Here is a 12,554-nt window from a genome sequence, read left to right on the forward strand (position 1 = left end):
GTCCCCTCAATAACATCCGCCGCGGAGTATGGGTCCCTGCTTTCGCAGGGACGACAGCGGTGTGTGCCGCGAGCGTCTGTGCCCATTGCGGCAAAAGCTCACCCTCACTCCAGATGGTTCACCTTCGCCACCCAGGCGCGGACGTCGGTGAGCACTTCGGGCAGCGCGGCCTTGACCTCCTGGACGTTCATGCCGGGCTTGATGCGGGGATCGTAGAGCAGGTTGAGCAGGTATTGGTCGTAGATGTCGAAAAAGCCCATCGAGACGCTGTCGTTGAACATGGTCCACGGCACCGTCGCAGTGTCGTTGATCGGGCCGAGCGACTGCAGCAGCTCCTCATAGGCGCAGTCGAGGAAGACGAAATCGCCGTTGTCGACGGTGAGGATGACGTCGGAATGCTCGATCTCGTAGTTCTCGTTCTTGCGGAAGCCGGACAGGCATTGCGGGTCGAGCGAGGTGCGGATTTCCTTGGCGCGCTCCTGGCCGTAGAAGGTCGCGATGGTGCGGTTTAGCTCGCGGTCGCGCACCAGCTTGACCACGACATTGGCAGCGTCGTTGTCGTCGGTCATCGCGATGTCAAGATGCTGCACCTTGGCTCGGATGTCGGCGATGACCTTGGCGAGCTGGACCTTGCGGTCGGCACGGTTGCCGTCGGCGAACACGCGCACCGGCCTGTCGTATTTGCGGATGCGGTCGACCCGGCCGGCGAGATGATATTCGGCGCCGAACGCGGTCTTCAGGAAGCCCTCGACGATCTCGGCGTCGGTGAAGACCTTCTTCTCGTTGCGCTGGCGCGCCGCGATGGCCGGTACCTCGGCGGCGGCCGGCACGGTGCTATCGGTGAGGCAAACGGCGAGCGCTGCGGCGAGAAGCAGAAGTATCGAAGGACGATGCTGAGACATTGCGACGACGCTGCCGCAAGGTTTGCGACAGCGCAAGCTGCGATTGACGATCTCGCCGGATGGAAGTGCCTGGTTCCGTCGAAATCGACGCGGTCAGTTCTTCACCACCACGGTGGCGCCGACCGAGACGCGATCATAGAGGTCCTTGACGTCCTCATTGGTCATCCGAAAGCAGCCCGACGAGACCGCCTGGCCGATCGTCTCCGGTTCGTTCGAGCCGTGGATGCGGTACAGCGTCGAGCCGAGATACATCGCGCGCGCGCCGAGCGGGTTCTCGATGCCGCCGGCCATGTGGCGCGGCAGATCGGGGCGGCGGCGCAGCATCTGCGACGGCGGCGTCCAGGACGGCCATTCCTTCTTCGCGGAGATGCGGTGCACGCCGCTCCAGCGGAAGCCGTCGCGGCCGACGCCGATGCCGTAGCGCAGCGCCTGGCCGTTGCCCTGCACCAGATAGAGCCGTCGTTCGGCGGTGTTCACCACGATGGTGCCGGGGGCATAGTTGGTCGGATAGTTGACGGTGGTGCGCGGGATCGGGCTTGCGCCGCCACCGCCGAAGAAGCTCGGGGCTTCGGACTGGTAGCCCCGGGAGTCGAAGAACTGGGCCTGGGCCTGGCCGGCGCCTGCCAGGATCGTGAGCGCGGCAAACATCAAGGCAATCTTGCGCATCGTCGTCGTCCTCGCGAACAATCAAATATTCCGCCAAAAAGGCCACAACCGCCGGCCTTTCGCAAGCGACGAAGCCGTGACTTCATGCACTTTCGAGCAACACGGTTTAAAAAGGCAACAGACCGGAAGCGATAGCTGCATTGTCCCGCCAAACCTTTGACGAAGCGGACGAAGAATGGTTGATCTGGAGCGTTTTCAAGCGAAGCGGAAACCGGTTCGCGTCAAGGAAACGCGGCCAAGCAAAAGCTTGAGCGTTTTCAGAAAACGCGACCAAACAAAAGGATACCAGCATGCTCCGATTCGATCGGATCATGCCCTGGAGCGACCTCAAGAACATCTCGAAACGGGAGCGTGAGCATGAACGGTGCGGAAAGTCTGGTGCGGACGTTGGTTGCGGGCGGCGTGGACGTCTGCTTCACCAATCCCGGCACCTCGGAGATGCATTTCGTCGCGGCACTGGACAAGGTCCCCGGCATGCGCTGCGTGCTCGGCCTGTTCGAGGGTGTGGTGACCGGTGCGGCCGACGGCTATTTCCGTATGAAGGGAACGCCGGCCTCGACGCTGCTGCATCTCGGGCCCGGCCTTGCCAACGGCCTCGCCAATCTGCACAACGCCAAGAAGGCGCATTCCGGCATCGTCAACATCGTCGGCCAGCACGCCACCTATCACATCGAATACAACGCGCCGCTGACATCGGACATCGAAGGCCTGGCACGGCCGATGTCGGCCTGGGTGCGCACCTCGCCGGACGCCGAGTCGGTCGCCCGTGACGGCGCCGCCGCGATCGCCGCGGCCAGCGGCGCACCGCCGCAGGTTGCGACCCTGATCCTGCCCGCCGACACCGCGTGGAACGAGGCCGACGAGGTGGCGCAGGTGCCCGTGGAATCGCAGCGCCGGAACTATTCGCCGCAGGCGGTCGAGAGCGCCGCCAAGGTGCTGCGCAGCGGTGAACCGACATTGCTGCTGATGACCGGCAGCGCGGTGACAGAGCCGGCGCTGGCGCTGGCGGCGCAGATCGCCGGCAAGACCGGCTGCAAGGTCATGGGTCAGCTGGCGAGCCCGCGGATGGCGCGGGGGCGCGGGCGGTTTTCGATCGAGCGGGTGCCTTATGTGGTCGAGCTGGCGCTCGCGGCGCTGAAGGGCTTTCGACACATCGTTCTCGTCGAGGCCAACGAACCCGTCGCGTTCTTCGCCTATCCGAACAAGCCGAGCCTGCTGAAGCCGGAGGGATGCGAGGTGCATCGCATGACCTCGATCGGCGAGAATTCGGTGGCGGCGCTGCAGGCACTGGCCTCGGCGGTTGGCGCCAAGCCGGCCGATGTGAAGCCGCAGGCGACCGTCGAACTGGTGAAGCCGACCGGTGCCTTGAACCACGCGTCGATCGCCCAGGCGATCGCGGCTGCGGTTCCTGACAATGCCATCCTGGTCGACGAATCCATAACGACCGGGCGCGGCTTCTTTCCGCTGACGGCGGGCGCCGCTCCGCATGACTGGATTCAGAACCTGGGCGGCTCGATCGGCTATTCGACGCCGGTCGCGACCGGCGCCGCGATCGCCTGTCCGGACCGCAAGGTGATCTGCATGGTCGGCGACGGCAGCGCGATGTACACGATCCAGTCGCTGTGGACCCAGGCGCGCGAAGGGCTCAACATCGTCACCATCGTCTTCGCCAATCGCATGTACCAGATCCTGCGCGGCGAATTCGATGGCGTCGGCGCCGGTGAACCGGGCAAGCGGGCGCAGGACATGCTGAGGATCGACAGCCCGACGCTGGATTTCGTCGCGCTCGCCAAGAGCATGGGCGTGCCGGGCCGGGCGGTGACCACTGCCGACGAGTTCAACAAGGCCTTGGCGGAAGCCGTCGCCGAGCCGGGCCCGCGGCTGATCGAAGTGCAGGTGTAGCAGCGCAATTTGAAAAGGCCGCGGCGGTGGTCCAGTCCAGTCGGAGGCGACAATGCAGACCGAGCTGAACAAGCTGATCGCCGCGGTCGCGGAATTCTACGCGCAGGAGACCTTCCTGCTGGAGCGCGATCTCGGCGAGCGAACGCTCACCCACCGGCTTGCGGTCTATGTCGAGCGGCAGTTTCCCGGCTGGCAGGTCGATTGCAACTACGACCGGCTCGGCGAGCGCACGCTGCGGCTGCCGCGCGGCTCGGGGAGTTCGACCGACGACCATCTCGGCAAGTCGATCTATCCCGATATCGTCGTGCACCAGCGCGACATCCCGAACAATCTGCTGGCTATCGAGCTGCGCAAGGACAGCAATCACCAGCCGCTCGACCACGATCAACGCAAGCTGCAGGCGCTGACCGATCCGAATGTGTGGTTTGCCTATGCGATGGGCATTCTGGTGATCGTCGGACGGCACGGCGTGAGCTTTTCCGAGATCTATGCCGGCGGCACCGTCGACAGCGCCACGTCGCGCTGGTTTGCGGCGCGGATACGCGAGAGCGGGCTCGCAGGCGGGCGCGACGACGGCGCCCAGCATTAGGCCTGTCGATGAATCGTTCAACGCATCGCAGTGATAGCCCGTTTGGATCATGCGTTGCTGCTGCACGCGCGTCAAAACAGAACGTGCGGGAGGTGGAGCAATTTCTGGAGCTGGTGGTCAATTTTCAGAACGATCCGATGGCGGTGCGGATTATCGGCTCTGCGCCTCTTTCGCTCCCTCTCCCGCACTTGAATTCAGTTCTCGCGGCCCCGACAATCACTGCCCCAAGCGGCCGGCGCATGTGATCGCGACGCGATGCGATGGGCGAGGCGGCATCCGCACCGAGACAGCAACAAAAAAGGCCGCCTTAGGGCGGCCTTTTCCGTGATCGCCAGATTCGCGATCGGCTATCGCGTTTGTTTCTGTTTATTGCTTGGCCGCATCGTCGCCGGTCGCGGCGGCGCCGCCCTTTGCCGCTCCCTTGGCGCTCGACTTCTTCTTGGCTTTCTTCTTCGGCGCCATCTTGGTCGCCTCGCTCTTGGTTGCCGTGTCGCCGCTTTGCGCTGCGGGGGCCGGGCTCGCGGCCTTGTCCTGCGCGAGCGCTGTGGACGAGACGAAGGCAAGCGCCGTGGCGGCGAGGATCAGTGTTCGCATCGGATGGTTCTCCCAAGTTGGTTTCCGGCGCCCCTCAACGGGACAGAATGTCGCAGGTTCCGCAGCGTCGATCAGCAGTCCGTGAGCTGCCCGTGAACGGTGCCGCCGCCGCGAGATGGACGGAACCGGGAACCGCGCGCCGCGTTATATCGCTGGGCAGGAATTCCGAGGAGAGGCGCCATGCGTTGGCGATCAGTGACGGAAACCACCAATACGGTGCTCGACACCGCCCCCGAGGATACCTTCTACACGGTGGGCTGGACCATCAGCGGGCTGGCGACACTGGCCGCCATCGTCGCGGTCTGGATGTTCGGGATCTGAGGGCGAACGATCCGCCCAGGCGACCGGCTTATAAACGCCGGCGCGCGGTCGTGGCCTGCGCCCGGTCGGCTATTTCCGCAAAATGATCAGCGCTTCCCGGTAGAGCTGCGAGAAACCGAGCAACAGCGAGCTCGACAGCAGGAACGTCGCGATGCTGTCATAATCGTCGGCCGTCGGCCAGGCGAACTCGAAATAGGGGGGCATGAACACCCACCACACCAGCGGCACCGTGATGATGGTGGCAAAAGCCCCAGCCGGTGCGCCGCCCAGCAGCCCGGCGATCAGGATCGCTGGCACGAAGGCCGCGAAATGGAGCTGCATGCCGAAGCTTGCGAACATCTCCTGCGTCGCGGTGGCGAGCACCACGGCCAGCAGGGCGACGACGAACGTCGACAATGACCAAGGCCGCAGCTTCAGAATGTAGTCGTTGCCCTTGCGCATCGAGACGTCCCGGCCTCCGCGAGTTCCGGGACGGTAGCCGAGGAGGCCTGCAAACAAAACCCCGTAGGACTCCGAGGGTCAGCATTGTGCTCGGCACAGTGAAAAGGAACCGGCCCGGTCAAGCCGCCGCCGCATTGTCGCGCTTATTGCGTTGCAGCAGGGTGATGGTGGGACGACACGATGCTGGAATTCTTGATTGTCGTGCTGGTCACCGGGATCGGGTTCGTATCGGGGTACGGCGTGCGCGAACTGATCTCGCGCCGCAGACGGCGGTCTGCTCCGCAGGTGCACCCGCCGAAGGTCCGCGCCGCGAATGACGACATCTCCGCCCGCGGCTGGTATCGGCCGGCCGGCGCGCAAGGCGCCGACCAAGCCACCCTGCCGCCTGACGAGCTCGACGGCGCGGTTCGCGACCTGCTCGGCGAGCTTGGCCGGCGTAACGCCAGGCCGTCATCCGCCCCGCACCGCCGTCGGCAATGAGCTGGATTGGCCGGGGCCGCCGCGGCGTCGGCTACTGTGCATGGGGTTGTTTTCGACATTTTCGATCAGGCGGTCACGATGGCCACCAGAATGTCGACAATCGTCCGCGCTCGGGGGGCCGAAGGGCATGGTGGACGCACAAGGGATCGAACCTTGGACCTCTCCCGTGTGAACCACAATCTGTAGACCAGAGCCAGCCAAATCCGGCCATAGTTGCGATGTAAAAACTCGTTCGATTGATGTGGTTTATGGCCTTATTCGGCCATAAGGGCCCATAGGTGACCTTACTACATTTTGTATGCCCCCGTTGTGCCCGCCGAGGATTTTCCCTTGGGGCACAAAAACGGGGAGGTCTGAGCCCGGTTCTGTTTGGGTCTGTGGAGCCTCCCTGCGCGGGCACACGGCAAGGGGAAGGTCTGTGGTCCAGTTCTGTTCGAGGGCTGACCGCCCTTCTTGCGGGGCCCACCGGGCACAGAGAGAGGGAAGGAATCATGACGGAGCCGGCCAACCAGCTGACACTCACCGATGCGGTGATATGCAGCGCAACGCTGCCGCCGGGTAAGGCGCAGCACTATCTCCACGACGACAAGCTGCCAGGCCTCGCTTTGCGCATGCGCGCCACCGGTGGTCGGACCTGGGTCTACCTCTTCACCAAGCCGGGGGTGAGAGGGACCCAGCGCAAAACTCTCGGCGCGTGGCCAAGATATAATGAGAAGGCCGCGCGCAAGGCCGCCACCATCGCCGCCGGCGAGGTAGTCAAGGGCTTGGACCCGAACGACGCGAAGCGCGAGGCGAGGCGGCAACAGGCAGCCGAGAAGCAGCGCACCACGCTCGCGACGCTCATTGTTAAAGATGGTCCCTACCAGGCGTCCTTGACCGAACGTCAAGTCGTCAACTGGAAGCCAGCAATGTCGGCGCTCCGCCGCGGGCTCAAGGATCACGCCGAGAGCGGCGTGGGGGACCTGACACGACGGCAGATCATGGCTGCGGTCGACAAGATTGCCAAGACCGGCAAGCGCGGCGCAGCCAAGGACTTGCGCAAGCACGTGCATACTTTCCTCGAATGGTGCGTCGGCGAAGGTTACGTCGAGCACAACGTGCTCGCCGGCTATCGCGCGCCCAAGGAAACCCGCGCGCAGAGAGTCGGGCGCCGAACAAAGGGCCGCGCGCTGACCGATGAGGAGATCATGAAGGTCTGGGATGCATCCGGCAAGCTCGGAGCTTTCGGTCTTCTGACACGCATGTGCCTACTCGGTGGCCCGCGCCGCAGCGAGCCTACCATGATCGAGTGGCGAAAGCACATCATGGATGACCGTATCACCTTCGATGCTGCGTGGACCAAGATGGGGCTGCACCACGATGTGCCGCGCACTCACTTGGTTGACGAGGTGCTCTCGGCTGCGAAACATTTTCAGCGTGCCACGTCCGATTACGTCTTCCCGTCACCGAAGACCGGCGGCCAGATGTCTGGCTTCACCAAGATGGTCAATCGGTTGATCAAGGAGGCGGGGGGCGCGAAATTCACCATGCATGACTTAAGGCGCAGTTTGCGCACTATCATGTCGCGCTGCGGCTACGACAATGAGATCCAGCGGCTGTGTGTCGGGCAAAAGCCCAGCGGAATCGATAAGGTATACAATCACGACGAACAGTGGATCATCCGAAAAATGGCATTCGAAGCGGCTCATGATTACATCGCGGAGCTGGTCGGCGCGATGCGGGTCGGCAAAGTCGTGCGCCTGCAAAGAACGAATCCGCTCGATCCGATCAAGGCTGAGCTGCTGGGTCGTCTCCGCGAGCATTATGCGGCTGAGACGGCTTAGTAGCCTTGTCGCATTTGGCCAGATAGTCCCGCACGGCATCGACCCGATAGAGCGGGCGGCCTTCGACGTAGCGCCATTTCAGCGGGTGGTTCGGATCGCGTCGCCACCGTTCCAGCGCGCCGGGTGTGCGCCGGATGACCGCGGCCGTTTCCAATGCCGTCAAATTGGAGCCGCCTGGCAGCGCATCGATATCGAACGTCGCGGGCGGCGGCATGCCACGGTTCTTGCGGCGGCGCTTCGTGGTCGGCGGCATTTTCAGATTACCTAGCGACGACTCTAATGCCTCGATCCGGCCCTTTCGTCCTTGCCACTCATGCCTCCGCCCCGAACCGTGATCGGTCTGAGACAATAAGATCGCGTAGGTTTCTCAACGAAGAAAGAGAGCTAGAACGCAGGTAAGGTTGCCGGGTAGCTGTGGCGTACTAATAGGACGAAGCACACTCCTATGCGCCGAGGGCTCGTCCACGATCGCTTCTTCTCGGAATTCCCCGAACCGCAATGGATCGAAAACCAGGATGGCACGCGTCGGGAGCTCGTCGTGCCCGGCGGTTTTAGACGAGATTTCACGTCAGTCGGAAGACACGGGCCGCCCAGCCCCGGCGCCATTCCCCGGCTTGTGAACAGATTCGAGCAGGTCTACGGTGTGATGAGGTCGCCGGAATCCATCGTATTGGCGGCGGCCCCCGCCCATCATCGTCTGTTGTGGATCCATCCCTTTGGGGACGGAAACGGGCGGGGGGCCCGGCTCATGAGCGACGCCATGCTCGGCCGGACACTGAGGACGCACAGCCTCTGGTCTGTTTCCAGAGGGCTCGCGATCCGGCAGACCGAGTACAAAGGACTGATCGAGGCATGCGATCAATCCCGAAGAGGAGATCTCGATGGCCGCGGCAATCTCAGCGAGAGCGTATTGTCGCAATTCTCGGAATTCTTTTTGAACACATGTCTCGAGCAGATCCAGTTTATGCGCAAGGTCATGCGGCTGGACGAGCTCTCGAGCCACATCGACAGGTGGGTCGAGACAGCTTCCGTGTACGGTCAGGGCGCAGGCCAAGGAGGAACTCCCGGAAGTCGGCTGGACCCCGCCGCCGGCCCGCTTCTCAAGGCCATCCTCAACGAAGGCGCCTTAAGCAAGTCCCGTTGCCAGCTCGTCGTGGGAAACAACGTCAACGCAGTCGAAGTGATTGATCAGCTGAAACGGGATGGCGTGGTCAATGTGCACGACGAAGCGGTCAGTTTCTCGTTGCCGGCGCATAGGGCCGAACGTTTCCTTCCCGGATTGTTTCCGTAGAATGTGCAAAGCGACCGACCAACCAAATTCGGGTACTGCGTTCGCTCGAAGTATCAATTGCCTATAACATTCGCCCTGAAAACAATGCGTCGTATCATGTTTGATCGCCGCATCCGTCAGATGCGTGCAGCATTCCGCACCCTCTCGTCTCTTGCGATTCCGTTCGGTCGCCGCCGCCACCGCATCAAGAAGTTCCTGCTCGCGAAACGGCTCGGTGAGAAAATCGACCGCTCCTCCCTTCATCGCCCTGACGCTCATTGGAATGTCGCCGTGGCCGGTGATGAAAATAATCGGCATTCGAATGTTCGACTTTGCCAGCTCAGCCTGGAATTCGAGCCCGCTCTGTCCCGGTAGTCGGATGTCAAGAACCAGACAGCTGACAACGTCGGAACGTTGTTCTGAAGCATTTCGTGGGCTGATCCAAAAGTCACCACGTCCAGTCCAACTTGTTGAAAAAGGTTTGTGAGCGACCGACGCATCGAGGCGTCATCCTCGACAACGAACACGGCCGCACTTGTCGGCTCCGTAGCTGTCCTGCTTTCTCGCGACGAATCAAAGCGCCCAATCACGATACAACCTCCTTATGCAAGGGCAGAACAAATTGGAAGGTCGCGCCCGGCCCTTGCTTGCGGACGACTGACAGGCGCCCTCCATGGGCTTCCACAATGGAACGGCAGATCGACAGGCCCATTCCAAGGCCACTCGCTTTGGTGGTGAAGAAAGGATCCAAAATTCGGTTCGTATCATCCTCGGCGATCCCGACGCCGCAATCGGTCACCGAGAGTTGCACCCGGCCCATATCATCTAGGGATGACTTAATCATGAGTTCGCGCGTGTGGTCGTCAACCGTTTGCATGGCTTCGATCCCGTTCATCACGAGATTGATGATTACCTGCTGCAGCTGGACCCGGTCGGCCAGAATCGCGGGAAGCATCGGCGCCAGCTCAGTCCGCAAGGTGACGTGATGATTGGCCAACTCGCGTGTCACCAGCGCGATGGCATCCTTGACGACTTCGTTGATATCGATTGTGACCATCTCGATCTCGCCTTTCTTCGCAAGTGCCCTGATGCGGCGGATCACTTCGCTTGCACGGATCGCGTCTTCGATGATCCACTCCACCGAGCTGCGCGCAGCAGGAAGGTCAGGTGTGTTTCGACCCAGCCAACCGAGGCACGCATCGGCGTTGTTGATGATAGCGGCAAGCGGTTGATTTACTTCGTGGGCGATGGAGGCTGTCAGCTCCCCAAGCGTCGTTACGCGCGTCACATGCGCTAGCTCCGCTTGGGCCTTTCTCAGCTCTTGTTCGGCTTGATCTGCCCTAATCATCGCGGTGATGTCGGTGCTGACGCCCCTGTAGCCAAGAAAGTTGCCGCTTCCGTCAAAAAAGGGCTTGCCGCTGCTTCGGACGTAGGTCGGAGAGCCGTGCCGGTTAACGGTACGGTAGATCAGATCTCGAAATGGGAGACGCGCGTCTAGCGTCGCCTGATGTTGGCGCCACTTCTCGGGTTCTTCTTCGACGTCGCGCGCAATTTCTCGGCGGGGTAAGCCGATAACCCCTTTCGCCACGACGCCCGCGGTGCCGGCGTGCTCCAAAAATTGGGTAAGCAGGTGGTCTGGGCCGGTCTCCCATAACCAGTCGGACGCCGTCTCGGCGTAGTCGCGAAAACGCTGCTCGCTTTCGCGCAACGCGGCAAGGGTGTTTTCTAACCGTTCCCTGGCTGCGTGTTGCTCGGTGACGTCCATATGCGTCCCGATGAGCTCGACGGTGGAGCCATCGCTTCCCACCACGGCGTGCGCAACTGCGTGTATGTGCCTTATTGCGCCATCGGGTAGGAGGATTCGAAAGTCATACTCGAAGTTCCCCGTCTTCTGTTCGATTGCCTGACGCTGCACATTCTGCTGCAGCGGCAAGTCGTCTGGATGGATACGCGACCGGATGGCCTCAAGCGATACAGGTTCGTCCGGGTCGAAGCCAAATAAGCGGCTGACTTCGGCGGAGCGGTACGCAAAACAGCGACGGTTGCAGTCCCAGCACCAGGTGCCCGTATGGCTAAGCCGCTGTGCGTCGGCCAGATAGGCTTCGCTCCGGCGCAGGTGCTGTTCCGCCTGCTTTCTTGCCGTGATGTCCGTCGCCGCCCCGACAAACTCGATATCGCCAGAGGCGGTTCTTGTGGTCCGAGCCAGCGCGTGAATGTGCTTTACCGACCCATCGGGCATCAGCAGTCGGTATTCGTGCTCGAAATCCTGGCCTTGAGACGCTCGATTCAAAACGTCTTGAACGGAAGCCTTATCTTCGGGGTGGGTGCGGTCAAGGACGAACTGCGGCGTCGGTTTGGTCTCAGGGTCGTATTCGAAAATACGATAATTCTCCCTGGACCAAAAGACCTCGCCGGTGGCGACGTTCCAGCCGAAGCTGCCGGTGTGGCTCAACTCCTGCGCCTGGGCCAGATGGGCTTCACTCCGCCGCAGAGCAAGTACAGTCCGTCTTCGCTCAGTGATATCTTCGCAAGCGAGGAGGACGATGGGCTTGTCATCAGCCCACGGCATGGCTTTGGCGTTCTCTCGCACCCACAGCACCGAGCCGTCCTTCCTCACCTTCTCGATATCCCAGGTGTGCGATTGGCCGATATTTGCAAGGCACTCTCCTATGCATTTGCGGACAAGCTCGCGATCTTCGTCCCGAAAGATCTTCAGCACGGATAGGCCGACTATTTCCTCGGGCGCATAGCCGAGTTGTGTCGCACCGAAAGTGTTGACGTTGAGAACCGTTCCGGCTTCATCGACCATGAAGTACATGACCGGATTGTGCTCAAAGATTGCGCGCCATCGTTTCTCGCGGTCACGCAAATCGGCCTCGCTGTTCCGTAGCTTGGCTGCGATCTCACGCGCAGTCTCCCTCTCGTGGCGAACGTTTCTGATCAGCTGCGTTCCGACAATTGATGCAGTAAGGAAAGCGACAAGCACAAGAAGGTCTTGGGGGTCGTCAATCTGGAGACTGAATGTTGGTGGCGTAAACAAGTAGGCCAAAGCCGCGACGGAGAAGATAGAGAGGGCGGACGATGCGATGAAGCTACCCATCAGCGAAAACAGCAATATCACCACCAAATAGGCAAACGCTGTTGCCGCGAAGTGGCTGTGAACGTATACGGAAGTTAGCGTCACCGCCGCCAGCGCAATGCTGCCGAAAGCAAGCTGCCCTACTGAATGTCCGAACTTGGTGAGCTGATTATACATACACAGTCATCCGCCATTCTCTGGCGGAAGAGGTTAACATATTGGGCAAAAATGCGGCAATTCCTTTCGCCCCGAACAGCACTTTAGGGGCGGTGCCGAGAACCGTCGGCGGTCACTGAACTCAGCATGAGCCGAAGGAAAGCGCATTACAAACGTTCGTATAGTTCTTTTAAACCTTTCAATATCGAAGCTAACAACCGTGCCCGAGCTATGCGCCTCAAGCTTCTTTGGTTCGCATCTCCACCCCACTCCGATCGATTGCTGGAGCGGATCGTCGCGGACTGGGTTGCTGTAAACACGTTTCTACAGG

The 12,554-nt window shown here is 61.5% G+C and carries 12 protein-coding genes and 1 pseudogene; 6 read left to right on the forward strand and 7 right to left on the reverse strand.

From position 1 onward, the window contains the following. Nucleotides 1-104: 104 nt before the first annotated feature. Both AKN83_RS13185 and AKN83_RS13190 read right to left on the reverse strand, forming a co-directional pair. Nucleotides 105-902 carry a DUF2927 domain-containing protein gene (locus AKN83_RS13185; protein WP_050404149.1) on the reverse strand — a complete coding sequence of 266 codons (798 nt, stop codon included), beginning with the start codon at nt 900-902 and terminating at the stop codon, nt 105-107. Between the two features lie 93 nt (nt 903-995). Further along, nucleotides 996-1,568 (reverse strand): L,D-transpeptidase, encoded by a 573-nt coding sequence (locus AKN83_RS13190; protein WP_050404150.1) that lies wholly within the window; start codon nt 1,566-1,568, stop codon nt 996-998. Between the two features lie 357 nt (nt 1,569-1,925). Here AKN83_RS13190 and AKN83_RS13195 point away from each other — a divergent pair, with 357 nt between their 5' ends. After that, nucleotides 1,926-3,470, forward strand: coding sequence for an acetolactate synthase large subunit (locus AKN83_RS13195; RefSeq protein ID WP_050404151.1), 1,545 nt, complete (start codon nt 1,926-1,928; stop codon nt 3,468-3,470). Between the two features lie 52 nt (nt 3,471-3,522). Next, nucleotides 3,523-4,059 (forward strand): hypothetical protein, encoded by a 537-nt coding sequence (locus AKN83_RS13200; RefSeq protein ID WP_050404152.1) that lies wholly within the window; start codon nt 3,523-3,525, stop codon nt 4,057-4,059. A 366-nt stretch (nt 4,060-4,425) separates the two neighbouring features. Here the strand turns inward: AKN83_RS13200 and AKN83_RS13205 are convergent, their stop codons facing one another. Then, complete coding sequence (locus AKN83_RS13205; RefSeq protein WP_050404153.1) at nt 4,426-4,653, reverse strand: hypothetical protein; 228 nt, start codon at nt 4,651-4,653, stop codon at nt 4,426-4,428. Between the two features lie 180 nt (nt 4,654-4,833). Here AKN83_RS13205 and AKN83_RS39595 point away from each other — a divergent pair, with 180 nt between their 5' ends. Continuing rightward, nucleotides 4,834-4,974, forward strand: coding sequence for a hypothetical protein (locus AKN83_RS39595; protein WP_157113342.1), 141 nt, complete (start codon nt 4,834-4,836; stop codon nt 4,972-4,974). 69 nt (nt 4,975-5,043) lie between these two features. Here AKN83_RS39595 and AKN83_RS13210 read toward each other — a convergent pair whose 3' ends face one another. Continuing rightward, on the reverse strand, nt 5,044-5,415 hold the full coding sequence (locus AKN83_RS13210; protein WP_050404154.1) for a DUF4118 domain-containing protein: 372 nt from the start codon (nt 5,413-5,415) through the stop codon (nt 5,044-5,046). Between the two features lie 180 nt (nt 5,416-5,595). Between AKN83_RS13210 and AKN83_RS13215 the strand changes: the two genes are divergently transcribed. Both AKN83_RS13215 and AKN83_RS13220 read left to right on the forward strand, forming a co-directional pair. After that, entirely contained in the window at nt 5,596-5,895 is a 300-nt protein-coding gene (locus tag AKN83_RS13215) for a hypothetical protein (RefSeq protein WP_050404155.1), read from the forward strand. Between the two features lie 491 nt (nt 5,896-6,386). Further along, the gene (locus AKN83_RS13220; protein WP_050404156.1) at nt 6,387-7,718 is read left to right on the forward strand and encodes a tyrosine-type recombinase/integrase; all 1,332 of its coding nucleotides are present in this window, start codon (nt 6,387-6,389) and stop codon (nt 7,716-7,718) included. On the opposite strand, the gene AKN83_RS38235 is transcribed toward AKN83_RS13220, so the two are convergent. Next, nucleotides 7,663-7,971, reverse strand: a complete 309-nt coding sequence (locus tag AKN83_RS38235; RefSeq protein ID WP_175596492.1) for a hypothetical protein — start codon at nt 7,969-7,971, stop codon at nt 7,663-7,665. The two genes, AKN83_RS13220 and AKN83_RS38235, sit on opposite strands and share 56 nt — an antisense overlap. Before the next feature lie 192 nt (nt 7,972-8,163). On the opposite strand from AKN83_RS38235, the gene AKN83_RS41730 reads away from it, so the two are divergent. Next, nucleotides 8,164-9,009: a Fic family protein gene (locus tag AKN83_RS41730; protein WP_050404157.1), complete on the forward strand. Its 846-nt coding sequence runs from the start codon at nt 8,164-8,166 to the stop codon at nt 9,007-9,009. 132 nt (nt 9,010-9,141) lie between these two features. Here AKN83_RS41730 and AKN83_RS39600 read toward each other — a convergent pair. Together AKN83_RS39600 and AKN83_RS13230 are read right to left on the reverse strand one after the other, a co-directional pair. Continuing rightward, a pseudogene (locus AKN83_RS39600) lies at nt 9,142-9,575 on the reverse strand (response regulator transcription factor); the annotation flags it as partial. After that, nucleotides 9,575-12,244, reverse strand: coding sequence for a PAS domain S-box protein (locus AKN83_RS13230; RefSeq protein ID WP_050404158.1), 2,670 nt, complete (start codon nt 12,242-12,244; stop codon nt 9,575-9,577). The gene AKN83_RS13230 and the pseudogene AKN83_RS39600, both read right to left, overlap by 1 nt. Between the last annotated feature and the right edge of the window lie 310 nt (nt 12,245-12,554).

It is taken from the genome of Bradyrhizobium embrapense, from assembly GCF_001189235.2.
GTDB classification, from domain to species: Bacteria; Pseudomonadota; Alphaproteobacteria; order Rhizobiales; family Xanthobacteraceae; genus Bradyrhizobium; species Bradyrhizobium embrapense.